General features: G+C 38.7%; 10 protein-coding genes and 7 pseudogenes. 3 read left to right on the forward strand and 14 right to left on the reverse strand.

What is annotated here, in order from left to right:
* The coding region (locus tag HMPREF2542_RS09935) for a hypothetical protein (protein WP_186822140.1) at window positions 1-2,111 on the reverse strand (2,111 nt) is incomplete at its 3' end.
* Window positions 2,112-2,204: 93 nt separating this feature from the next.
* Here HMPREF2542_RS09935 and HMPREF2542_RS06850 point away from each other — a divergent pair.
* Window positions 2,205-3,092 (forward strand): tyrosine-type recombinase/integrase, encoded by an 888-nt coding sequence (locus HMPREF2542_RS06850; RefSeq protein WP_058669442.1) that lies wholly within the window; start codon window positions 2,205-2,207, stop codon window positions 3,090-3,092.
* 36 nt (window positions 3,093-3,128) lie between these two features.
* Here the strand turns inward: HMPREF2542_RS06850 and HMPREF2542_RS06855 are convergent, their stop codons facing one another.
* The 7 genes and pseudogenes from HMPREF2542_RS06855 to HMPREF2542_RS06880 form a co-directional block, all read right to left on the reverse strand.
* Window positions 3,129-3,428, reverse strand: a complete 300-nt coding sequence (locus HMPREF2542_RS06855) for a DUF5966 family protein (RefSeq protein WP_048800614.1) — start codon at window positions 3,426-3,428, stop codon at window positions 3,129-3,131.
* A 9-nt stretch (window positions 3,429-3,437) separates the two neighbouring features.
* Window positions 3,438-3,737: a DUF5962 family protein gene (locus tag HMPREF2542_RS06860; protein WP_058669439.1), complete on the reverse strand. Its 300-nt coding sequence runs from the start codon at window positions 3,735-3,737 to the stop codon at window positions 3,438-3,440.
* A gap of 69 nt (window positions 3,738-3,806) precedes the next feature.
* Window positions 3,807-10,052, reverse strand: a pseudogene (locus HMPREF2542_RS06865) (SNF2-related protein); the annotation flags it as partial.
* A gap of 56 nt (window positions 10,053-10,108) precedes the next feature.
* Window positions 10,109-10,625, reverse strand: a pseudogene (locus HMPREF2542_RS10285) (hypothetical protein); the annotation flags it as partial.
* A gap of 49 nt (window positions 10,626-10,674) precedes the next feature.
* Complete coding sequence (locus HMPREF2542_RS06870; protein ID WP_049481185.1) at window positions 10,675-11,226, reverse strand: coiled-coil domain-containing protein; 552 nt, start codon at window positions 11,224-11,226, stop codon at window positions 10,675-10,677.
* Window positions 11,210-11,404 carry a thrombospondin type 3 repeat-containing protein gene (locus HMPREF2542_RS06875; protein WP_007518250.1) on the reverse strand — a complete coding sequence of 65 codons (195 nt, stop codon included), beginning with the start codon at window positions 11,402-11,404 and terminating at the stop codon, window positions 11,210-11,212. The genes HMPREF2542_RS06870 and HMPREF2542_RS06875 overlap by 17 nt, the downstream gene beginning before the upstream one ends.
* Window positions 11,405-16,309 carry an SspB-related isopeptide-forming adhesin gene (locus HMPREF2542_RS06880; RefSeq protein WP_058670380.1) on the reverse strand — a complete coding sequence of 1,635 codons (4,905 nt, stop codon included), beginning with the start codon at window positions 16,307-16,309 and terminating at the stop codon, window positions 11,405-11,407. It abuts the gene before it with no gap.
* A gap of 193 nt (window positions 16,310-16,502) precedes the next feature.
* Here HMPREF2542_RS06880 and HMPREF2542_RS06885 point away from each other — a divergent pair, with 193 nt between their 5' ends.
* Together HMPREF2542_RS06885 and HMPREF2542_RS06890 are read left to right on the forward strand one after the other, a co-directional pair.
* Window positions 16,503-17,093 carry a type IV toxin-antitoxin system AbiEi family antitoxin domain-containing protein gene (locus tag HMPREF2542_RS06885; RefSeq protein ID WP_049476708.1) on the forward strand — a complete coding sequence of 197 codons (591 nt, stop codon included), beginning with the start codon at window positions 16,503-16,505 and terminating at the stop codon, window positions 17,091-17,093.
* Window positions 17,090-17,935, forward strand: a complete 846-nt coding sequence (locus HMPREF2542_RS06890; RefSeq protein ID WP_049476707.1) for a nucleotidyl transferase AbiEii/AbiGii toxin family protein — start codon at window positions 17,090-17,092, stop codon at window positions 17,933-17,935. Before HMPREF2542_RS06885 ends, HMPREF2542_RS06890 begins: the two co-directional genes overlap by 4 nt.
* An 85-nt stretch (window positions 17,936-18,020) precedes the next feature.
* Here HMPREF2542_RS06890 and HMPREF2542_RS10290 read toward each other — a convergent pair.
* The 6 genes and pseudogenes from HMPREF2542_RS10290 to HMPREF2542_RS06915 all read right to left on the reverse strand — a co-directional run.
* Window positions 18,021-18,092: pseudogene (locus tag HMPREF2542_RS10290) on the reverse strand (CHAP domain-containing protein); the annotation flags it as partial.
* A gap of 214 nt (window positions 18,093-18,306) precedes the next feature.
* Window positions 18,307-18,944 (reverse strand): annotated as a pseudogene (locus tag HMPREF2542_RS06895) (hypothetical protein).
* 137 nt (window positions 18,945-19,081) lie between these two features.
* The gene (locus HMPREF2542_RS06900; protein WP_261674393.1) at window positions 19,082-20,062 is read right to left on the reverse strand and encodes an Abi family protein; all 981 of its coding nucleotides are present in this window, start codon (window positions 20,060-20,062) and stop codon (window positions 19,082-19,084) included.
* 138 nt (window positions 20,063-20,200) lie between these two features.
* Window positions 20,201-22,986, reverse strand: a pseudogene (locus tag HMPREF2542_RS06905) (phage tail tip lysozyme).
* Window positions 22,983-24,503 (reverse strand): annotated as a pseudogene (locus HMPREF2542_RS06910) (VirB4-like conjugal transfer ATPase, CD1110 family); the annotation flags it as partial. The pseudogenes HMPREF2542_RS06910 and HMPREF2542_RS06905, both read right to left, overlap by 4 nt.
* Window positions 24,502-25,137: pseudogene (locus tag HMPREF2542_RS06915) on the reverse strand (replication initiator protein A); the annotation flags it as partial. The pseudogenes HMPREF2542_RS06915 and HMPREF2542_RS06910, both read right to left, overlap by 2 nt.

Genomic DNA, 25,137 nt, shown 5'->3' on the forward strand with positions numbered 1-25,137 from the left:
TCGTTTAACAAATCTTCTAATTCATACACAAGCATTTGACAATTAATATCTGCTACTTGGTCACTTAGAATATAGTAAACTAGTAAATTATTATAAATTGCTAGTAAATCATATTGATCATATGCAGTTAACTTAGCATTATTGAGCAGTTCTGGGATAGATTCATCAATATCATTATTATGGAATTTAATGGTGGCTTCGTTATGAAGAATCATATGATTATAAATAAGGCTGTCTCCAAAAAAATCTCTGGCTTTATCTAATTGCTCCTCTGCATCATTGATTTTACCATTGACCGCATATAGGTAAGACAGGTAAATAGCATTTAGACCAGAGAATTCTGCATTTTCTAGACTATAAATTCTACCTGAAATTTCCTCAACTTTCCTTAGTCGTTCAGAAAAGCTAAGCTCAAATACATTTGAAATTCTAATTAAATACGGGTAGTACGGATTATCTACTTGTAATTTAATATTTTCAAAGATTGTTTTAGCCTCATCTCTACGTTCTAATTGTATTAAGTTCATTAGTTTAATCAATGATAGTTTGAAAAATTGTGAGCTTTGTTCATTAAGATTCATAATATTTTCCTGAATGTATTTAATGGATTCAGGAAACAATTCACAACGATTTAAAATTAAGGACTTGGCAAATACTATGTCTGCCGTAACTTCTGTTGAAAGATTGATAAACTCCAGTGCTTCATAGTATAAATTTGCATCATAGGCTATTTTAGCTAGCGACAGTGCGAAGAAACTATCTTCCTCGATAAATCTCTGCCTATTTAAATAAAAAATTTCGAAATACTCTTTACGACCTTGTTGTGAATCAAAGTTTAATAAACGTTCCTGTATTTTAGGTAATATTAGTTTAATTTGTAAGAAATATTTCGAACAAATATAATAATCAACAAGAGTATCTAAATAAACAAATTCATTTGTTTGAGATAGCTTTAAGTTAAGAAATCTGATGAGAATTGAGCCAACAAATGTTCTCTCTTTTTTGAAATAGGTTTCTTGGCTAATTATTTCTGATACAGAGTTTGGTAGAAAAGCGAAGTTTTCAACTTGATCTAATAGCCCTTTTTCAAGAAGAAAGTCGATATCTTCTTGGGAAAAAGTTTTATCAGTCTCTAACATAATTTCTTTTAAATCCGTAAGTGATAATTTTCTCTTTGTGTAGAATACAAAAAGTAAGAATACTAATTGAGTTTGAGAAATATTTTCAATAATCTGGTAAATGCTCTGTAATTTAGAAGCCTTATCTTCCTTCAAACGATCAGAAAAATCTTTTAGTATTAAGGAGATTTCCGATAAATCTCCTTTTCTTATAGAATCCTGTAAAGTTGTAAAATTAATTTGTTCAGCTTGTAATGCTAACTGATTTGACAAAAGATTTATGTATAGTTTAATGTGCTCATCGGAGAGTTTTTCTAATTGATATGTCCTCAATATTATGTTGCGACTATTTTTAAAACTATTTTCAACTTTTTTATCTGCACACTCAAAAATGAATAGACTTCCTTTAGATTTTTCAATCAATTTATTCAATAAATCGAGTGATTCTTGATCAATTATTGAAGCGTTTGGAAAATTGAAATATAAATTTTCGTGAGCCAGTACATATTTTGCGTATTCAAATAGATTCTCAGTTTGAGCTTTTAAAATAAAAGTTTCGTATTCTCTAGGCTCAGCTATTAAAGAAGGCAAATTTACTTCAGAGGTTATAGATTCTATGCCATTTTCTTTGGATACCATTCCAATAAAAGCCTGACCAAAAAAAGAAGACACTTTTAATAGCAGCTGCAGGGCCTTTGAACTATTAATTTTTTTAGTATAGAATGCTTTAAAATCAAGATACCCATAGAACTGGCTCACTTTATCTAACTCAATTACAAAACGTCTAAATGTAGAAGAGTTTTCAGTATCATCTAAATGAAGAATCTCAATAGGAATTTGTGAAAAGTCTTTTGTAATTTCTTTTATAAACTCCGACTTCCCTATACCTGAATTCGCTCTAATAATATAAACTTGACTTTTACCTGTTTTTAAATGTTGTTTATATTCATTTTTTAATTTATCTAGTTCATCCCTACGATTTATAAATTCCATATTTTTATTTTCCTACCGATAACTATTTATTATCACTATACAAAGTGTATAAATCAGTCTATAATAGCGTCATTATCGTTAAAGGAGACTATCATGGATTATACTATTATTTCTAATTACCTAGATTATTGCAAAACTCATAAACGTTTGAGTGCACATACCCTTCGTGCTTATAAAAATGATTTAATGCAATTTTACAATTCAAATAAAGAATGTGTGATAAGTTATATTGAATGTTTGACACATTCAAACTTAAAAACAAGTACTTTACGACGAAAAATCGCAAGTTTAAAAGTGTTCTACGGCTATCTACAGTCACAAAACATCATTGCAGACAATCCTTTTAATCAGTTACGTTTTCAATTTCGAGCAGAAAAAACATTGCCTAAGACAATACCTCATGATAGTTTAAAAATCCTATATACCTATCTAAAACAAAAAATTGTCTCTTCCAAAACTGTTTATCAAAAACAAAAAGCTGAAAGAAATTTGTTAATTATTTCATTATTACTTTCAACTGGTATTCGGATTTCTGAGCTTTGTCATATTCAAATCAAAGATATTAACCTAACTGAACAAACGCTTCAAATTCTAGGAAAAGGAAAAAAAGAACGCATTATTTTTTTAGGGGATGAACGGACTTTTCAATTGCTAAAAACTTATATCTCTTGCTATTGTAGCTATTTAGACGATTATCTATTTCCTGGAAAATCCCCACAAAAACCACTGACAGAACAAAGTGTTCGCTTACTTCTGAAAACGGCAAAAGACCAAACCAGACTAACTACAACGATCACACCTCATATGTTTCGTCATAGCTTTGCTACGATGTTATTAGATAACGATGTCGATATTCGTTACATCCAGCAGATACTTGGTCATAGTTCTATTTCTATAACTCAGATATATACCCATGTGTCACAGTCTAAACAAAAAGAAATACTAAGTTCTTATAACCCTATTGCATCTATTTACTTCTAAAAAATATAAGACTACCTCATTAAGGTAGCCCTATTTTCATGCCATTCTACTTCTCACAACTTTTGTCACAATACCAAGCGCCAGCAGAATATTAAAGACAATATAGAATCCTGTAAAGCTCCAAATACCATTGGTTGCTAAATCTTCTGTATAGAGATTTCGTTCTGTGAGGAAGAGGTAAATCCCATAGATTTCTATAAAGACTAATCCACTGATGAGTCCGATAAGAAACAAAGCACCTGAAACTTTCACAATCTGATAAAGGACAAGTAAAATCAGTCCTATTGCGGCAACAATCAGAAATACCTGTAACACCTGTTCCACGACTTCTTGCATACGATCCCCCTATCCCAATTGCTTACGGTAATAGTTGGCTTGTTCCTTGTCGAGTTCATGTAGTTGGGCAACCAAATCAAGGTATTCTTCTTTCGTCACTTCATCCAAGTCTGGAAAGTCATTCTCACGAGTTGTGATGATGACCTCTAATTGACTGATGATTTCTCGTTTTGAAAAGCTAACATCAAGGGTTTCATCTTCATACTGTTCCTTTAAAGCTTGGTAGTCAGCTCTATCCTCTGGACTTGTGAAACCTTGTACCAACCATTCTTCTAGTTGATAACGCATTTCTTCTATCGTTTGGGCCATGATCTAGTCTCCTTTTGTGATTTCTTGACTTCATTTTACCGCGTTCAAAAATTTTTGTCAGCCTTTTTCTTAAATCTCGAGTGCTATTTGTTGCTGTTTTTTAGGCTGTGTATCTTCACTAAACTTGGCCAGTGCTGCATCAATCTCCTCAATCTCTGCTTCTTTTTCTACCAAGGGGGCCAAAACATCATACTTAGCCTTTACAAGCTGATAATCCTCTTCCTTTGGAAAGACTTTCTCAACTTCTACTTTGGCTACTTGTAGCTTATCTTTTAAATCCTTTACCATCTCTTCTGTCTTTTCTTGGTCATCAATAATATGATCAAGAGCATTACTAATCCGTTGAATGGTTCCCACGTCTGATTTCAAATCAAGGGCGACTGTATATTGGTTATCACCTACAATCATTAAAGATACGGTCTCTGGCAAGGGCTCACTAGGACCTCGTGTTGCCATTTTTAAATCAAATCCTCTAAAGCATGCAAGTGTTCTGACTTCCTTGGTCTCTGAGCGGTTATAGGTAATAAGTTTACGCAGATAATCCCCTGCTTCAGTACGATTATCCATTACTTGATTGTCAAACTGAATGACAAAGTCTAAGTGTTTGGTAGCAAGGGATTGAGCAATATCTTTATCATATTGACTCAACCGTTTTTCCATAATAGGGAGATGCTTCTCGCAATAGGAAACGGTGTGGCGGTATTCATCTTTGGATCGGTTAAAGGTTCGCTTTTGATTTTCTAACACTGTCAGTTCATTTTCCAATTCCATTTTGAGTTTGAGATAGGGATTACCAGTGGCTAAAGCCTTAAAATCAGAAGCTGTCATGGTTTGTTCGTCAATGTCTTCTGCTGCTCGAATAGGTTCTTTAGATGTCATAATTTGTTTAATATATCTCAATTTATTTTCTTGGGTTGCCCACAAATAATTATCAAATGAGCCTTTTGTTATGTAATGATAGATCTCTACATTTTGGTGCAGATTGCCTTGTCTAATCAAACGTCCATTGCGTTGCTGGATGTCCGAGGGACGCCAAGGAACATCCAAATGGTGGACAGCTTTCATTCGTGATTGCACGTTTAAACCAGTTCCGCCCTTTTCCGTTGAAGCCATGAGAATCCGTACTTCTCCGCTATTGACCTTTCTAGACAGTGAGTTTTTCTTTTCATCAGTATTGGCGTCATGGACAAAGGCAATCTGGTCTTTTGGAATCCCTCGATCCACAAGCAAGTCTTTGAGTTCATTGTAAACATCAAAGCCTTCTTCCTTACTTTTAGGGGTTCCAATATCCGAGAAAATCATCTGAGTGGCTTTGTCTCCAGCTCCTTCACGGTAAATCCGCTCGACATTATCAACCACTTGAAGAATTTTCTGATTGTCCGATAAAGTATAAGCTGGGTCAATCAACCGCATATCAATGGCTAATTTTCTGGCTTCCCCAGTGATCTTAAGCATGTTATCAACACTAGGGTCAACGCTGCCTGATTTGATAGCGTCTGAACGCTCTACCAGTTCTTCTAAATAGTATTTCTGAGCTTGCGTTAACTCACTTTCCACCGCAATTATCTTAGCTTCTGGTACAGGTAAATCCAACATATCAGAAGTTTGAATATCGGCAGTCTCCTTGTAGATTCGCATAAGTTCAGGAAGATTGACAAATTTCTTAAACCGTTTCTTAGGCTGGTACTTATCTCCTGTTGGGGCTAATTCCATAGAGTTCTCGATATTCCCAAAAGCTCCAATCCAAGAGTCAAAATTAGATACCTGATAGCGCTCTAAGACATCTGGCTGAATGTAATTCATCATGGTATAAAGTTCGCTGATAGAATTGGATACGGGTGTTCCTGTCGCAAAAACGACATTTCTAGCTCCATGCTCTGCCTGAACCTGTCTCACCTTCATCTCCATGTCTACGTTCTTTTTTGAAGTGGTATTGGTGATTCCCGCGACATTCCCAAGTCCAGTGATTGGACGGATATTCTTGAAGTGATGAGCCTCATCCACAAAGAGAAAATCAATGCCAAGGTTTTCAAATTCGATAAAGGAATCTCGCTCCAGTTTTTGGAGTTCTTCCAACTGGTGTTCCAATCCCTTAATCGAACGCTCTGCTTCTTTAACCGTATAGTCGCTATCACTTCCTAGCTTGATTTCTCGGAGTTGCTCCAGCTTATCATGAATATAAGTAACCTGTTTCTCACGACTCATCGGTATTTTTTCAAACTGGGAATCCCCAATTACAATAGCATCGTAGTCCCCTGTGATAATGCGTGATACAAACTGCTTGCGTTTGGCTTTGGCAAAGTCTTTCTTGGTCGTCACATAGACCTTTTTCGTTGGAAAGAACTTCATGATTTCTTGACCAAACTGGGCGGTCAAACTAGAAGGAACCACATAGAGAGGTTTATGCACCATACCAAGTTCTTTCAGTTTAAAGCCTGCTCCCAGCATGGTTAAAGTCTTTCCAGAACCGACTTCGTGAGCTAGTAGGGCACGTTTTTCTTCCACAATCCGTTGAATGGCATTCTTTTGGTGAGGACGTAAGGAGATATTCTGGGCAAGCCCATCGATGGCTAAATGACTGCCATCATAGACCTTGGACACTGTTCGATTATAGAGGCCGTTATAGGTGTCTTCAATCATCTGCTGCACTTCTGGGTACCTTGCCACAAAGTCTTGAAACAACTCTTGAATTTGGTTTTCCTTGGCACGAAGAACTGTTGTTTTCTCCACATCTGTCACATTCTTTTTCTTGTCTCCTTCAACAATTTGTTTTGTGATGGTCGGTTGATTGGAATTCAGGAGGTTTTCAAAGATTTTTCGACCACTATCATAACGAGAACCTGAAACACCCAGACTTCTATCCGTTTCCGTAGAATAGGTATAGGCAAACTTAGACTGGTAGGAAATTGTTCCATCAAGAGGACTGACTTCAAGGACTGTCGCTACTTCTTGGCCAGAGAGTTCATAGGCTTTCCCCATAAAGGTTTCTTGGGCAAATTTTCCGTAAACAGACAAAGGAATCCAGCGTGAACCAATTCGATAATCAATGTCTGCTAAAGTAATGCGTGCTGGTTTGACCGTTTCTAGTAACCCTGCATAATGTGACCAGTTAAAGTCCTGATTGTCTTGTTTGACAAATAGGTTCACCACTTCTAACTTGGTAACGACATCACCTGACAGGAAGTCTTGACGAGAAACATAGGACAATTCGCCATTCAAATACTTCTCAGGATCAGGCATAATGAGGTCTCCTAACTCCTCAATCAAGGTCATCTTCGATTCAACCTGATAGATAGACATCATATAAGCAAAATCAACACCTCGACCATCAGCCAAGCTGGAATTTAAGGCATCAAGGGCAGTATGTACCTTTTTAACCTCTTTTTCGGGACGCACTAGAGCCTTTTCAAAGGCAAGGGACTTGGTGTAGATAACGGAGTTTCCACTTGGATCCAGACGTTCATCTTCCAAACTAGCAAGAAGCGAATACTTATCATCACTATCAAAAAGATTACGGTTAACTGCACTATTCAAATACCCATAGCGTTTGACAAAGCTATCATAGGTACGATTGAGTTTGCCTAACAAGTGGTTAAAGGTCTCCTTATCGTAGTCATAATAGCGTTGAATGGCAATGACCTCTTGATAAGCATTACGAATGTCTACCATTCCTTTGATTCGTGCCACTTCCTTAGCTGAGAGCGGAACTTCATAAAAAACGGTCTTTTTATAATAGCCTTTAAACTGACCACGTTTGGCTGCAACATCGATCACATAGACATCAAGAGCAGTACTATCTGTGACTTCTAAGCTATTAAATCTATCAATTTGCTTCTGGGAATACTTGGTGTCCCAGCCTTTAAAGTTGCCCTCTTCATCGACATAGTAGCTGATTTCTTCCGTCTTGGTCCCTACACGTATGCCTTTGTTATCTCGATAATAAACCGTAGAACCCTGATAGCCAAAACTGTATTGATCAAGATTCTCTCTCATTTCAGGTGGAATGGAGGTATCAATAACTAGTTTGGCCAGTACATCTGGGTTGATGATGATTTCAGAAGCATCTACCATTCTTGGTGCCTTGACCTGTTCCAGAGCAGTCTGAACATCTCCTATCAGGTTATCAGAACTGTCCTTAACAGAAAGAGTTCCACCGTTAAAGTTTCTGACTTCATAGGTTCCTAGAACTTGGCGATTGTATTCTCCATCAAAGTAAGGATTGAGCCAAATGCGGTCATCCTTGTCATAACGAATGGAACCTGAAAAGGCTAGGTCAGCTGCCACATATCCTTTGTCCAAGTGCTTCTGGAAGAACAACATATCTGTTGTAACATTGGTTCCTGCAATTGTCTTAAAAGCAGTATCTGGTAAACGCACACCACCAAGAAACTCGGTTGTCTCACGAATATCTTGAAGAATATTCTCCGTCCGTTTATCCATGGTTCCTGTGGAGGAGATAATAGTCACTTGCCCACCATCATGCACCAAATCAAGCGACTTCTTCACAAAATAGTCATGAATCATATAAGGCTTATCGTACTTGTTATCTGCAATCCGAATATTAGCAAACGGTACATTTGAAATTACCAAATCAAAGCTATTATCATTAAAAGCAACTGTCTCAAAGCCTTTGACTTCTATATGCGCATTTGGATGAAGGTGTTTGGCAATAGCTCCTGTAATGGTATCTAACTCCACACCGTATAACTCACTTTTTTCTCTCAAATGTTTGGGCATAGCCGCAAAGAAATTCCCTGTTCCCATGGAAGGGTCTAGAATTTTTCCGCCTTTAAAGCCATCTCGTTCCAACTTATCCCATATCTGGCGAATAAGGGCAGGATTAGTGTAATAAGCTGTTAGAGAGGACTGTTTCATATCCGAATATTCCTTATCGGATACTAAATTTTTTAGTTCTTCACGTTCTCTAGAGAACTTAGGATTATAGTCATCAAAGAAATCGTTAGCAAGTCCACCCCAACCCACATATTTGGCCAAAAGTTCTTGTTCACTCGGAGTCGCTTGTCGTTGTTCTGCTTCAAGTGTTTTCACAAGACGAATGGCAGCAATATTCGTCTCCACCTTATCTCTAGCTGTCTTAGGGTAAAAGTCTGTCAGATCTTCTGGAAAGTGAAAATCAACAGTAAGAATGGTTTCAACGACATCAGCTACCTCTGAATCAGTCTCCATCTCAATACTTTCTGGTACTTTCTCTTCTATTGCGTTGACTGGTTTTGCTGTCATCATCACTTGAGAAACTAGCTCTTTTTGTTCTTCCATATCCATAAAGGAAAAGAGGTCTAATTCCTGACTGGTTTGCTCCATCTCTTCTTTTTCTTCGACAGAAGGAACATAGAGAGCCTGAGTGATTTCGTCTAGTGTCCGTAAGAAAAGGACTGGATTTTGTTCAATCAAATCCGTGAAATCATTTTGTAATTCAATCCGAATGAGGTCATTAACCCCTGACTCTTCTATGGCTATCACCTTAAAGTCTTGTCCCTTATAAGTTACCATAGAGTCAAGGGGAAAACGTTCAAGAGCTTCTTGTATGATAGGATTGTTGGGGGTTGGCTGAGGAATGGACATTTCAGCCTCAGTTTGAATAAAGGTGTCCCTCCAGTCTTTAAAGACAAGGTCTGGAGTTTCCTGTTTTTCTGCTTCAAAAGTTCTAGCTTCTTCCAAAGATAAGTCTTCGTGTAAAAAGCCATAAGCAACTGGTCTTAAATCTTCCAAATCCAGCTGACTGGTCAAGAAAAATTCAACCTTTTCATGGCTAAGTCCCATCTGAAGCAATTCTGTCGCAAGAGCTAGTTGAGTTACTGTGGCTTTGGGATAGCCACCTAATAATGCAAGGTCCGCATTTTCCAAACGGAAGCGACCTGCTTCGTCTAGCAAAAGCCCATGTTGATTCTCATCAAAGCTCGTCAAGTCTATCCCTAAACTGGTGAGCTTTTCCGTATTCTCTGTTAAAATTGTTTGCCCAATCTCACCTAAAAGAGCTTCTTCTTGTATCGTTAAAGGACGCTGAAGTTTATAAACTGTCCCATCTGCTTCCAAATACGTCAGAAGCGTGTCACCTTCATAGATTGGGGTCATTTCCATCTCATGATCAAAATCCCCACGTCTAAGGTTCGGAAGTTTAGGGAGGTCATTTCGTACCTGGTCAAAATGGCTCAGTATCTCAAATTTCTGAGTCAAATTCAATTTCTCATAAGCTGGTAAGTGTTCTGTTTGACCCGTTCGAAAATCCAGTTGCGACAGGTCTTCATCAAGGCTTGCAATCATGATAAAGCCTTCTTCTCGAAAAGTAATCTCTTGAAGTGGTTCTGGTCCTATGACTTCTTTCTCTTCTTCAATAACTTTTGGTTTCACTGCCTCTGCTTCTGGTTCATAGCTCAAAAGAAACTGTTCAATATCACGACTGATACGGTCAGACAGGTTATTAGCCACACGGTACACATTGACTAAGTTTGCGGCTCTGCCTTTTTCCAACAGAGAGGATACTGAAATGGACTGATAAGCTCCTTCTTGGTCTAAGAGTTGAAAGCGAGTCGCCAGGTTAAAGAGGGCAACCTCAATCACTAAGGCTTTCTCATTGGTTGATAATTGGGGTAACTTATTTAGTCCAGCCTGACCAAATGTTTGCGTATAGGTGAGTAAGTCATGAGCTGCTTCAAATGGACTAGCTGCCACAAAGGCAGAGACATCCGTCTCAAACTGAACCACTTGAACAAGTGGTTTGACCTCTCCCCTATGGGTCATAAAGTGTTGGATCAGACTGTCCCAGTCCTCATCAAAATGGGCTGCCTGATAACGTAAAAAAGATTCTAAAAGGCTGGGGTCACGTGGCAATCTTGCCCGCAACATCTCTAGTAAGTGTTCTTGATTCATGCTTCCCTCCAATCAAAAATGAGCTGAGAGGTATTCTCAGCCCACTGCTTTAATCTAGGACCAAGGCTCTTTGGTCTTTTTCTTGTGGCAACTTATCCATTAAAGTCGTCACATAGTGTTGTAAGAAATCACTTTTCTGATCCAATAAGTCTTTCTGTAAAGCCATGTAGGTCACATCTCCAAAATAATCTTGGCTGGTTAGGGTTAAATCTTTTTGGAGAATGTCCTGCAAGGTCTCTAAGGTGAGAGACGAATAATCATCCTCATCCAAAACCTCATACCGAGCAAGGGTGTCCGAAATGTTGTTGGACGCTATCACTTCCATGATGAAACTAGCTCCCTCCCCTGTTCGATAGAGTTTCTCCAACAAATCGGTCAGCTCTTCTTGAAGCTGTTCCTGATAGCCTTCTGCCTTTAGGCGTAAATCATCACTAACCAAAGGCAAGTCATCTATTGCCATAAAGTCACGATAGAGGGTATCAAGTAGTGACATATTATCAACACTTAACTCCATGGCTAGAAAGGCTTTAACCATATCTTCATAGTTTTCTCGTGCCATCTCTGAAAATGTCTTAGAAATGGTTTCATAGTTCCAAGTCATAGCTTCTCTCCTTACGCTGATGTTGAGTTGGCCATAAACCTTGTTGTACTTCTTCAAGATCCGTTAGCCCATCACTATCCGTGTCACTACTCAAGGGATTGGTTCCTAGATCTAGTTCCACAGCGTCCGTTAAGCCATCCTGGTCAGAATCCGTATTGTAAATCGTTTTAGGTTCCATCTAGTTGTCCTCCATTTTCCGCTTTGAAAAGCCATAAGCTAAGCCTAAAAGAAGCCCTCCACCAACAAGCGCCAAGAGAGACTGACTCTCCCCTGTATTTGGGAGAACACTAGCAAGAACTAGTGGCTCAGGAGTCTCAACTGGTGGTTGTGATGTTGCTGGCTGATTTGGAGTTGGTGGTTCTGGTTCAGGGGTGTGCGTCTTAACGGTGTTTGAACTGATGGTATAACCATTAACAGTATGAAGCACTGTATTTTCCACCTCACCTGAAGTGATTCGTGTCATCTGCAAGTAAACATCTGCTTGAAATTCAGATTTTTCTGCGAGACTTTCTAAAAAATCTTTATCAAAGCGAATGGTGACTGTGCCTTTTGAAGTATCCACCTCTTGTAGCGTGTACTTGGTCACTTCTGTACCTTTTGGTAGAACACTTCCATCTTTTAGGGTGACATCCACCAAAGTATAAGCCTTGTAGACACCATTATAGGCATCGTGACTTTCATCGTAATCATCGTTAAAACGATAGTCAATGAGCGGTGTCGCACGATTAGCTGGAATGCGTGCCCCTACTAAGCGATAGTTAAAGACCTGATTCATAGCAAGACTTTTGCCATCAAGGCTCTTCTCCTTTTGAGACAAATCAACCACCACATCTTTTTGTGGGTCTAGTTTTGGAACATTATTGACCACGGTTTCTGTCACATAGGCCATGCCAAAGTCAATCTGATAAGCCGTATTTTCATACTTGCCACCAGTCTTTGTCAGCTCATTCTTAATGGTCATCGGCAGTGTCACCACTAAGATTTGACCTGTTTTAACATAAGTCTCGTAAAAGGCTTTTGAATCATCGGCACTTAAGACTTGAATGGCTCCTTTGGGTGTAAACTGGCGTTTGGCCATAGCTTCTTGAATGACTTTGGGGGCTTCTGATAGGCTGGCGTAGGTTTTAACAGAGACACCTTTGACAAGATTGCCTGACTTATCCATGATGTGAACACCATCTGGATTTAAAGTCAGAGCTTCTTCGGGATAGTCATCTACCATGTAGAAACCTTTAGCAAGGGTATCATCTGTCACTACCAAGTCCTTGTACTGACTGTAATCCAGAACCATTTTATAGTAATTGATGGTATTAGGAAGAATGGTCTTGCCATCAATTGTGCTACCTGCTTTATTAGTATTAGACTTGTGTGGGGTAACTTTAGGTACATGATTAGTCACCGTGTTGGTTTTATAGGCTTGCCCAAAGTCCACTTGATAAGCCACATTATCATAAGACTTTCCTGAATGAAGCATGGATTCACGAACGGTCATAGGCAGTTTAATAGTAATGTTTTGTCCCTTAGTCACATAAGTATCATAAAAGGCTTGAGGGTCTTCTGCCATAAAGACTTGGAAGGCTCCTTTAGGCTCAATCTTTCGTTTCGAAAGGGCTGCTTGTAGGTTTTTAGGCGCTTCTGATAAGCTAGAATAAGTTTTTACCGTAACACCTGATACTGCTTTACCATCAGATGTGGTTAGCTGAATCGCTGTTTCATCTGGTAATAGGGCTTCTTCGGGATAATCATCCACAAAGTAAAATCCTTGTGCAATTTGAGCCTTATCTGCTTTAATGCCTCGGTATTGGTCCAAGTCCCATGACAGCGTATAATGGTTTTGAGTTCCCACAAGCATAGGCTTCCCATTGATGTCCACCTTATCCTTATTCAGGTTTTGTTTCTTAGGCTCTGGAGAAACGAGGGTATTGGTCACTTCCTCGGTTTCGTAGCCATTGCCAAAATCGACTTGATAAGCCTTATTCTTGTAATTAACAGTTTGACCATAAAGACTCTCTTTAACGGTCATTTTGGTTAGCATTTCCAATGAAGTTCCTGTTTTAACATACTGGTCATAGAAGGCTTGGTTATCGTGAGGCATGAAAACTTGAAAGGCCCCTTTTGGTGTGATCTTGGCACGAGCCAGTTTGTCTTGAAGGTCTTTAGGAGCATCTTTTATGGAAGCGTAAGCTTTGACAGAAATTCCTGACACAGACTTGCCATCACGAGTGGTGATGACTGTTCCCTGATCCACTAAATCCAGCACATCTTCAGGGTAGTCGTCCACAAAGAAGAAGCCACATGCAATGGTCTCTTTAGAAGAGCTATCTCCCTTGTATTGGTCTAAATCCCAAGTCAAACGGTAGTGATTGGTTGTTCCTAAAGTAACCACGGTATCGTTAATGACGACACCGTCCTCATTTTCATTGCGTTTTTGAGGCACAATGTGGCTGGTCGTATCTCCATCACCTGGTGTCCGAATGGTTACAACATTTGAAGTGACGGTATAAGCATTTGGCGTTCCCTTGTTCATCAGGAGCTTATAGCTGTTGGAATAAGTGGCCCCATCATTTTGAACAGTCCCATAAAGTTTAGGTGCTACTAGTTGATAGGATTTAGTTAAATCCCTATTAACTTCTTGAAGTAAAGTTTCCTTGGCAGTCAAGGTCACAAAGTTCTTTTCCTGATCAAAGGTCATCTCATAGCTTCCGTTCTCCGCCTGTGTTTTTTCCTTATCAAGCACATAGCCTGCTGGCAGGTAGTCCTCGAAACTGAGGCTAGTTGTTTTAGCACGATTGGAAGAAAAAGCATCTACTGTCAGTGGGTAAATAACCGTTGAAGCCTTTGCGACTGTTTTGCCATGAAGATTAGTTTGGTCTGTATTCACCACTTTTTTCATAATTTCGGGCGTTGTTGTCAGACGGTAGTCATGGTAGTGAACCGTTGGCACTTGTGGTGCTTTGGGCAAGGGTTTTGAAGTAGGAATTTTCGGCAAAGTGACCTTTGTTAAGGTCAAACTAGGTTGTGTCACTTTCTCTAGTGGTTTCTCTTTAAAAGTCACAGGTGGTTCAGGTGTAAACGTTTTCGGTGTGAAAGTTTTTAGCACCACCTTAATCGGATCAGGTACGGGATCCAGTTTTGGGGTCACATATGGTTTGGGACGATACGGTTTAACAGTCCGTGCGACGGGCAAAGTATTTAAAGCAAACCAGTAGGTCTTTCCACCCACCTGCATCGGCATGTCTCCCTGCCCAAAAGTCACTGTATAGGTATTCCCTGATGTGACGGTTGAGACAATCGCACCTTTATAGGCATAGCGACTAGACGTCGTATCCCATTCCTCTGACAACTTCAAATCACTGGCACGGTTGGAACCTAGTGAACGAGCCAAGCCTTCATTCGTCACTTGAATCGTTGAGCCATTGATAGGCACAAATTTACCAGACGAATTCTTCACATATTCCAGACCGATATCATTATGATTCAGTGAGGAGTGAGTAAAGACACCTGGTTTTTCCTTAGTGAAAGCTACTTGCGTTCCGTCTTCCAAAAAATACTTGGCTTTGACACGGAACTCCATCTTATCGGTTCGCCAATTCCCTGTTCCATCATTTCGGTAAGCAATAAAACCTTCTGTTGGATCGTTTGGTACGACTAACTGCACTGCATTGGTGCCCGTTGGTGAAACAAGATTAGTAATATCATATGTGATACGACTAATCCTCTTCCCATCAAATCGGGCATTTTGTAAGTTTTGATAAGTGAAGCTTAAGGTTTCACCTGTCTTAAAAGAGTCATATACAAAGAAGCCTGTGGAATCTAAGATGTTAGAATAGCCTCCAAGCATGGCATTGCCTTTCGCAATAATACGGTCTGGATTGCGAGTAGTTGCGCCATGTCTAGCCTGCGGCTCACCATTATTCAAGTTTAGAGCTTGAGCAAGGGCTTCCGAAATATAACCCTCTTCTCCTTTAGAAATCTCCGCTAAATCACGCTTGTAGCGGTCCATTTCTTTTGCGTTATAAGCGTCAATGGCTTCATTTTCTTTCTTTGCGGCTTCTTCTTTTTCCTTGTTGCGTTTGGTGATAGCTACAATTTCATCCGCACGATCTGTGACCAATTTCTGCTGGTTGTTATTGTACTCATCAACAGCAGCTTTACCCGCTTTGTTTTCATCATCAATCGCTTTTTGTCCAGCTTGATTGCGTTTGTCAATCGCTTCATTATCAGCCTTTGCCTTAGCTAGACCTGTTTCATTTTCCTTTTGAGTAGCCAGGGTCTTTGCGACAATGGCGTCTACGGCTTTTTTCTTGGTCACATATTCTGCAAGATTATCCTTATTTTTCTGATTAATAGTAGCTACTGAAGATATGTAATCCTGATAGCCTGAAACAGTCGATCCATCTCCTGACGATACCGTTTGGGTCGTTACTGTCACATCAGTAGACTTATCTTGACGCTTCAATTCCGAAATTGTGCTATCCACCGAACTGTTTAAGCCATTTCCTGCTTGAGTCGCTTCTTTGTGACTGGCCTCTAACGCAGCATTCCCTTTTTCAGCACGTGTTTTATCCTGTTCATGGGTTGCTTTATCAGCTTTATAGGTATCTGTTACCTGAGTGATTTCCTCAGCTTGTTTAGCAACATCGGCTTCAGCTTTAGCTAATTGTTGGTTAGTCTCACTAGCTGATGTCGTGTTGCCCAAATCCATCGATTGGTCCTGAACAGTCTTGACACCTTCTGCTTTCGCTTGATTGACAGCTTGGGTTACTGTATCATGAGGAACCGTAACCGTGATAGCACCGTCTGTTTGACCAGTTGAAGCAAGACTCTTCGTCTGTTCCACAACTGGTGCTGGCTGTGCTTGAGGCAAATTGGTGGCAGGATTTTCCGTTCGTTGAATGATGTTATCCTGTGGTGTCGTTACTTCGTCAGCCTGCGCCACTGCACCACCCCATGCGACAATAGCTGTGACCATTGTTCCAATAGCTACCGAACAAAGCGTACGATACTTCTTACTTTTACGAAAGACATGCTTCTCTGCTTTTTCCTGATTCACTAAAAAGTGATGATGACATTGTTTTGTCATAACTAATCCTTCTTTTCTTTTGATAAGTAGCAACAATCTGTCGCTCTTTCCCCATCATAAAAAAGAAGCCTTGATTTTGGTATCACACCAAGTAAGAGAATAGTAAACTGTATGTATAACATCTAAAAATGTTGCTTTTGTGCCGCAAAAATGTTAAAATTGCGGTACAAAAGCAACAAAGAGAGGGTCGAATATGTCCAAAAAAGAATTGTTACTTGAGTACTTAGACAGTCACAATGGCATGATTACTTATAGAGATTGTAAAAAATTAGGTATTCCAACCATTTATCTAACTAGACTAGAAAACGAAGGGGTTATCTTTAGGGTCGATAAAGGAATCTATCTGTCCTCTAGTGGAGATTATGATGAATACTATTTCTTTCAGTATCGTTACCCCAGAACTGTTTTTTCTCATATCTCTGCTCTTTATCTACAGGGACTTACAGATGAAATTCCTCAATATTTTGAAGTAACAGTTCCAAAGGACTACCGTTTTAGGAATACACCATTAAATTTAAATATTCACACTGTTTCTAAAGATATTGTCAACCTAGGGGTCATCAGTGTAAAAACTCCAATGGGAAACACCGTTAACGTTTATAATTTTGAACGTGTTCTGTGTGATTTTATCCTTAATCGAGATAGCATTGATGCTGAGCTATTTGTTAAAACACTTCAAACTTATAGCAACTTCCCTAAAAGAAATCTCGCAAAGATCTATAAATATGCTACAAAAATGAATATCTTAGATGAAGTTAAACGAACTCTGGAGGTTCTAATGTGAATAAAGCAAAATTAACAGCACTCTGCCATAAAATATCGAAGAATACTGGATTAACTTTTAATTCCGTCATGACCTATTACTTTCTTGAAGCTATTCTGAAAAAATTAAGTCAGAGTTCTTATTCAAATCACTATATTTTCAAAGGTGGGTTCCTACTTTCAAACGTCATTGGGGTCGAATCTCGTAGTACGGCGGATATTGACTTCCTGTTTCATAAACAAACTTTATCAGAAGAAAATATTCAACAACAACTTGAAGAAATTTTAACTGAAGCGAAAGATGGTATTCAATTTTCAATTCAATCCATAACAGCTATTAAGGAAAGCGATGATTATGGTGGTTATCGAGCAACCATTTTATGTCAACTAGAAAATATTAAACAAATTATCCATTTAGATATTGCGACTGGAGACATTGTCACACCTTACCCTGTTACCTATGACTATAAAGCCATTTTTGATGATGGCAATTTTCCAATCATTGCTTATACGATTGAAACAATCTTAGCTGAAAAACTCCAAACCATTTATTCACGAAATTTCTTGAACAGTCGCAGCAAAGATTTTTACGATGTCTATATCCTTTCAAAGCTAAAGAAAGATGACATTGATTTTTCACAATTAAAGATTGCTTGTGAAAGAACCTTTTCCTATCGTGAAACTGAACTCGATTTCAATAAAATCATTGAACTACTGGAGAGATTCAAATCTGACTCTGTTCAACAGCAACAATGGCAAAATTATTCAAAAAAATATAGTTATACAAAAGACATTCTATTCACAGATATACTTAATGAGATTATCAGCCTCCTGATAGCTCTCAATTCTAATCATAACGCTTAAGTCGTGACTGAGAGACTTTAAAACCTTGCCATAAAAAAACAAAAAGGATATGCTAACATTTTTATACTTTGTTAGCATATCCTTTTTATTTCGTTGTGTAGACAAAACTGATAGTACTATCCACTCCTGATAATTTGCGGAAGGTATAGTTGGGATTACTTAGTTTCGATAATAATTAATATCGTTTTATTATAGAAGAACCTTCTTTTGATATACATTAACAGACTATCACTCTTTCTCTATCATAAAAAAGAAGGGTTGATTTTGGTATTACATCAATCAAAAAAATGAAAAAAGCCATCCATAAAAAAGTAGATGACTATGAATTTCTGTAATGCTATCAATGATTTCCTATAACACAATACTTATTATTAAGACGGCCAACTAACTTTTCTCGTCTTAGGAATTTTAAAGCGTTTCTTATCAATAAGCGTCAGTTCAATTCTTTACAATTATAATGGAGGTATCATTAATTTTTAGACTCCTTGGAAAATAATGATTTCCCTGCTCACGTGACAGTTCAACCGTATAACTAATACCATTACTTAATTTGAAGACCACAAAATAGATATTATCTCTTTTAAATCATGTACCGACTTTTCTATTCAAAATATTTTTCGTAGTGTAGAATTTACATTCCATTAAGTATAACATTTGGTAAAATAATAGAGTCCCGACAATTTTAAATTTATTTTCATTAAACCAACCATTATCAGCCTTATTAAGACGTTCCAAGGTCCAATCACCTTTTAATCCTTCAAAAATACTACCAGCATTATTAGTTGGCAATTAACATGATGTTCTCTAGATAGTCCTAATCCTAATTAGTGGGGATTGAAGAATTTGGCACCAAAAGAACAATCTCAGGATATTCTTCCATATTAGTCTGATAAATGTATCTGTACTGAGAAACATATTTCTCAATTGTATTGACTAAGCAAGACATATCAATATTGAGAATATCAACCTCCCCATCAAATATCTTTAACCATTCCAATGTATATGTCATTTTTATTTTCTCTCAATCACAGAGTCTGAGGCAAAAAAAGGAGGACTGACGCATCAGACCCTCCCAGACGTGATTAGCACGCCCCAATTCGATATAACTATAATACCACTAATTTCATTTTTCGTCAATAAATTTACTTAATTGTTGAATCGAAGTTTTTCTATTTGTACTGATAATCTTAAAAAAATATCACGATTATTAAGAGAATCGTCGAATCTCTCAACAATCTCATTGAATTGATTGATATATTCATTAAGGATTATTGAATCAAATTTTAGAAGGTTCAAAGTCCAAATTAACAGAATGAAATAATCTTCAATAAATACACAAGTAAATGTTGATAACTTCAAATCTTGTTTTATCTGTATCTTGAGTACTCTAGATACACCACTTGAAAAATTGGCATCAAAAATCGCACTATTGTGCATAGTAGCATTTCTTAACTCAATAAGAGAATTAACAACTAACTCAAGTGAGTTCGATCTTTTAGGAATAATCGTAAAGTCTCGATTCAATTTTTCACGACTTAACTTGGTTAAACATCCTAAAAATCTACTAAACTGTCCCAAAGTAATAACTTCAAAATAAGCCCAAAGAGGAATTTGATAATTACTATCTAAATAATGCTTGATGACTTCATTTTTATCTGAATAATATTCAATTGTATCCAGTATATTTTGCTTTGTTTCATTATACTGAACGAATTTCTTATCATATTTCTCATTTTCACCAGCGTAGTCTTCGTAGCAAGCTAATTGATTATCTAATATATCCTCTATCCCACTACTAGATTCTGCAACCAATGAATCAATAACTCTATTTTTTAATGCTGTCTCTACTAGCATTACGATAGGATAAAATAGTCCTTTTAACTCCATATCAAAATTATAGATTGCTACAATTTCCTCAAATGAAGTAATAGATAGAATACCATCTGAATTAGATTTCTTAACAAATCTATATCGCTTATATCCATGATAGTAACCCATATTTAAGAGTGTGACAGAGTCAACATCATGAATATCTATTTTATGATTTTCCAAGATATGGTTAACTAGACCCGCAGAAGTCAAACCAGTTTTTGACTCTTTTTTAATTTTTTCAGTATTTGTTTCCATTTAAAAATATTTAGTAACCTTTCCTTATTATACCATATCACTAATTTTATCTTAGTATCTGAAAGGTAGAATTTTTAACGTAATATTTACAAAATAATATGCTAACGTTTTTCTGCTTTGTTAGCATATCCTTTTATATTATTTCATCGTATAGGCAAAACTGATAGTACTATCCACTCCTGATAACTCGCGGAAGGTATAGTTGGGATTGCCATTATAGTTGGTCTCTGAGATAAGAAATGACCCATCTGGATAAACTTTCTCAATAAATGCCACATGTCCGTACTGTCCACCCGCAAAGGAGACAATCGCTCCTGCTTTAGGGATGATTCCTGTTTCACCACCGAGACTAGCCGCAGTTCGTACCCAATCTTGACCATTGCCCATGGTATTGATAATCGGAATTTTCTCACCATTTCTGCCTTTGAGTTTTAAGCCTAATTGGTTAATCCGTGCAGCTACTCCCCATGTACATTGACCGTAGGCATAGCCCATACCATCACCACCACCTGGGATAGAGTTGTCATAGAAGTCACCACGAACAGCTTCCAAAGCTTTTGGATCACTTTGGGCAGTCCCACCATTTGGCTGACTAAACCCTTTTTCGATTTGGTAATACCACTCGGTTGCTCTGGTTTGGCGCTCTAAGAGCTTATCTCCGCTATTTCCTTCCCAATAAATGAGAAAGAGTTGAGCAAGGTTTGCTGGACTTCCTGAATGTTTGAAGAAGTCCTTTAACCAGTTGGTGTAATAAGGACTATCGCCATGCAACATGAAGTCCAGTTGTAAGCCTAAGTCATACCACTTCTGATTCTTTCGTTTGGCATATTCTAACAAAAGTGTGTGACGGCGTGACCCATCAGCGGTGTCTGTCCACTGTCCCAATCCTAGTCCACGTCTCAAGATATTAGGGTAACGACCGTTATAAATAGCTTGGCCACCCAGAGACAGCCACCCCTCATCATCCCAAGAGTTTTCTCTTGCCCCAACTGGAAGAGATAGGTAGTCACCTTCAGCTCGTTTGGGATTGATAGAGGATTCTACCGACCAGTTTCCTAAAATAGCTGCGATGGCTTGATTGGTTGCTCCTTGACTTTTCAGGTACTCATAGATCGCTTTCGCTCTCGCAAACTCATCTCCGCCAAACTGACCAATGGCTGGTATAATAGTGGTTTGAAGCTGAATCACTTTAGGAAAGTAAAAGGCTGGATTGACATAAACCAACTTGTTCGTGTCATCGTCCACCTTTTGATAGGTGACTTTTAGCCCCGTACCATCTTTAGTTTGGCCAATAGCCTCTCCTGCTGGGACTCGCTGACCAGCCGTCACTCGACCAGTATGAACATTATAAAGAGTGAGTTGAGCCTTGTTTAGTCCTTTGCCTGATGTGAGGATAAGATTATCCCCATCAAGAGAGACTTTCCCATCCATAGGTGCCACAATCACTTGGTTCTCTTTAGCCTCTAAAATGATGTGATGATGAAACATTGGTTTCTCATCTATCACCTCGTAGCCATAGCGAACGGTCATAGTTAGAGCATCATCTTCCGTTTGTCCTTGAAAGGGATTCTCCAATTCCTGAAGGGCAAGGTAAGTTCCTTCCTCGCTCAATTCCTTCAGGTCTGCTCGTTCTTCATCAGAGAGTTTATAAAGAGGATTTTTAGTTAAGTCTGACATGGACTAAATAGATGAGCCACCATTTAAGTCCTGCCAAAGCTGACTTAAATAAGCTTGATAGGTTTGAGAACCTTCTTCCATCACTTCGTCTAAGACATAATTCTGATACTTGTGATTCATGAAGGCCATGACCTCATCGATCTTAGTGTAGTAGGTAATGCCTTTGTCATTGGTTCTCGTGTGTTCTGCATCCTCCCAGGTCAGATGAGTATAACTCTTGGTTAACTCTATCTCATCTTGTTGGATGAGACTGGTTCCTGAAATCCCCATGACAAAACTCATCATGAGAAGAAAGAAAAACAAAAGACCTGATACCACCCAAGTCATGGGATTTGCGATAAGAGCTGAAAAGAAGGTCAGGCTCCCTTTAATGGCTTGGATTATTTTTGAAAAGCCTGCAACACCTTGCTTCCTAGCCTGTTTAAAAAAAGTTTGGTAACGTCTTCTTGGCTTTAAAGGTTTTTGGCGTTTCCAGCCCTTCCCCTTTTTAAAGTTCTGATACCGTTCCTTGCCATGAGCAATCTTGTTTTTGGCAAAACGATGTCCAGTCTGCCCACCTTTCACGACGACTTTTCCAGCTTGATAGGTAAATCTAGCATAGCGTCTGCCTTTCAGACTGGTATCTTTTAGGGTTCTAAGACCATCTAAATCATCGTCTTGAGCAACTACATCTAGCGATTCGGACGCTAGAAAACGCAACCCTCGTTTAACTTTGGTAGAGGTTTTCTTGGCCTTATGAGCCTTTTTGAGCTGATGAACCTCACGTTTGGCGGAAGTGACTTCTTTTTCTGCCTGAAGGCGGTCAAAATTTTTCTCTTTTTGGAACTGAATCCGTGAAGTTTTCGTTTCTTTTGGCTCTTTGCGATAGGTAAACTTAGGATTGACAGTTTTCTCTTTTTCTTCTAGCTTGACCTCTGCTAAGTGTTTTCGAGCAATCTTCAGACGATTTCTTGCTTGTGGAAGACGGTACTTTCTGATTTCTTTTGCCTTAACCATCTGGGAGATACATAGGCGATAGACTCCTTAAAAGTTTCTGTCGCAGCTGCTTTTTCATCTTGATAGGCTTCTTTAAGAGTTTTCTTCTGTTCTTTTGCTTCTGCTTTCTCAGCTCGCCTGGTGAGAAAGCGTTTTTTAGGGAGAGCTATTTGTATGGCTTTCTTCTCCCTACGGTAATGAATTCGACTAGACTTTAAACTGCTTTGAAAGGTTTTTCGTGCAGTTTTAATGCTTTTCTTATCTGATATCATTTGTCAATCCTCATCTTTTCTGGATCGGTACTCATGATGTCAAAGAGCTTGGTTTGGTGTGGTATCTTATTTCTGAAAGGCACAACCGTTGAGCCAGCTTTAATGAGACCTGCTCCTTTTTCTGGATTAACCAAGTATTTCTCTAACTCCTTGGATAAACCTAATAGATGAACCAATTCTTCTCGGTCGTTCTTAGCCTGTTTTAGGAGAATCATGAATTCGCTATTTGCAATAATACGTCTGCCATTGGCATCAAGAAGCAGAGTCTCCACATTCTGCGTAATCCCTGTTGGCGTTGCCCCGTACTTCCGAACCCGACTCCAGAGTTTGAAGAAGAAATCAGAAGCGTACTTATCCAGCAACAATAGCTGCATTTCATCAAAGTAAATCCATGTCTTCTTCCCTACTTTTTGATTCTTCACCACTCGATTCCAAATCTGGTCAAAAATCACCATGAGGGCAATTTGTTTGAGTTCATCGCCTAGCTTTTTGACATTGTAAATGAGGAAATGGCTATCGGTTTTGATGTTGGTGCGGTGTGAGAAAATATCTAGAGAACCTTCCACATAAAGTTCCATATCAAGAGCCAAGTCCTTCGCTTCTTTTTCAGGTTGCTTGGAGAGGACAAAGACCCATTCCACCAAAGACGGTTCTTGAAAATGCTTATAGGTCAAGCGTGTCACACGGTCAATCAGAGACTTCTCACGACCATCTATTTTGCGGTCCAACAATTTCCCAATCCAAGACAGGAGAAATTCTGACTTGACCTTAACAGGGTCTTCATCCATATTCTCATCTGACAAGTCTAGGACATTCAAGAAGGTGGTGGAGTCAGGCGCAATATCAATGCTTTCCCCACCAAAAGCTTGACCAATGATACTGTATTCATTTTCAGGATCGACGATGATGATTTCGGTATCATTATCCGCTTCCTTTAATTTAGTCGAGATAATTTCATGTTTTGTGGCCATGCCTTTCCCTGATCCTGATGTACCTAAAATAAGACCTGATGGGGTATTGAGTTTCCCACGGTCAATGGTAATGATGTTACTTGAAATCTGGTTAATCCCGTAAAATTTCCCGCCCTTGTCCTGAATATCAACAGAAGTCCAAGGTGAGTTGACGGCAATGTTTGACGTTAATAGCGAGCGTGACACCCCTTCTAAATAATTCTTTCCAAAAGGTAACAGACTATTAAAGGCAGCTTCCTGCATATAGGCCAAATTGTCAATGATGAGACCATTAGAGCCGGCCACTTGTTTGACAATGTCTAAGGATTGGTTCAGCTGATCCTCAGTATCCGCAAAGACCCCAATCAAAAAGAGGGTGTCAAAGAGCTTGTCTCCAGTCTGTGTCATAGTTTTAAGCAGCTCATCAGCTTCATCAATATTGCTTTCAAGAACCTGACTAACCTTTTCCAAATAAACACCAGTTCGTGCCATCTTTTGTTGCTCGCCAATTTTTTGTGATTCCATCAACGTTTTCTTGGTTCGGAGCTTCTTCATGGTCTCTGACTTGGCTCAACTGGTCATGAACCAAGCCCCAAATATAATCTCGATCGTACTTGGTCACTGAGTCAACTTTGGGAGAAAAGGTATCTTCTTGTTTTTCAACTACAACTTGTCTCTCCTCCTCGTCCTCAAAAAGGAAATCACTCTTTTCAGTTTCACTATATTCAGTCTCACTTCTTTCAGTCTCACTAGGGGCTGAATTTAAAACCGGCCCTGGCTGATTTGGAGACCCCCCTAGTGTTTTTTGAACACTACCCCCGTCTGAATGTAAGACTGGGGTGGTGTCATGTTCCAACTCCCCTAAATAAATCTTATTAGCCAAACGCCCTTTTTCACTGGAAGACTGTTGGACTTCATCAATGAGTCCAAATTCTCTCAATGTCTTTTTAATCGTCAGCAATTTAGACTTGGAACAACCAAGAAGTGCCATCAATTTTGAGTTGGAATAAATGAGATAAATAGCTCCATCCTCATCAATCCATCCCTTACTCAGAGACAATTCCAATCGGTCTTTTAAGACAGCGTAGGCCACCTTAACTTCCAACTTCATATCCTTATAGCGCTCACTCTCAAATAAGAGTTTAGGGAGCTTATAATAACGCTCGGACGTTTGATATTGATTTGCAGTAATGCGTTTCAT

The organism is Streptococcus sp. HMSC034B05 (assembly GCF_001809055.1).
GTDB lineage: Bacteria > Bacillota > Bacilli > Lactobacillales > Streptococcaceae > Streptococcus > Streptococcus constellatus.

Excerpts from the sequence above, each read along its gene's own strand:
- HMPREF2542_RS06850 (WP_058669442.1), top strand. The coding sequence starts at position 2,205 with ATGGATTATACTATTATTTCTAATTACCTAGATTATTGCAAAACTCAT.
- HMPREF2542_RS06855 (WP_048800614.1), bottom strand. The coding sequence starts at position 3,428 with ATGCAAGAAGTCGTGGAACAGGTGTTACAGGTATTTCTGATTGTTGCC.
- HMPREF2542_RS06860 (WP_058669439.1), bottom strand. The coding sequence starts at position 3,737 with ATGGCCCAAACGATAGAAGAAATGCGTTATCAACTAGAAGAATGGTTG.
- HMPREF2542_RS06870 (WP_049481185.1), bottom strand. The coding sequence starts at position 11,226 with ATGACTTGGAACTATGAAACCATTTCTAAGACATTTTCAGAGATGGCA.
- HMPREF2542_RS06875 (WP_007518250.1), bottom strand. The coding sequence starts at position 11,404 with ATGGAACCTAAAACGATTTACAATACGGATTCTGACCAGGATGGCTTA.
- HMPREF2542_RS06880 (WP_058670380.1), bottom strand. The coding sequence starts at position 16,309 with ATGACAAAACAATGTCATCATCACTTTTTAGTGAATCAGGAAAAAGCA.
- HMPREF2542_RS06885 (WP_049476708.1), top strand. The coding sequence starts at position 16,503 with ATGTCCAAAAAAGAATTGTTACTTGAGTACTTAGACAGTCACAATGGC.
- HMPREF2542_RS06900 (WP_261674393.1), bottom strand. The coding sequence starts at position 20,062 with ATGGAAACAAATACTGAAAAAATTAAAAAAGAGTCAAAAACTGGTTTG.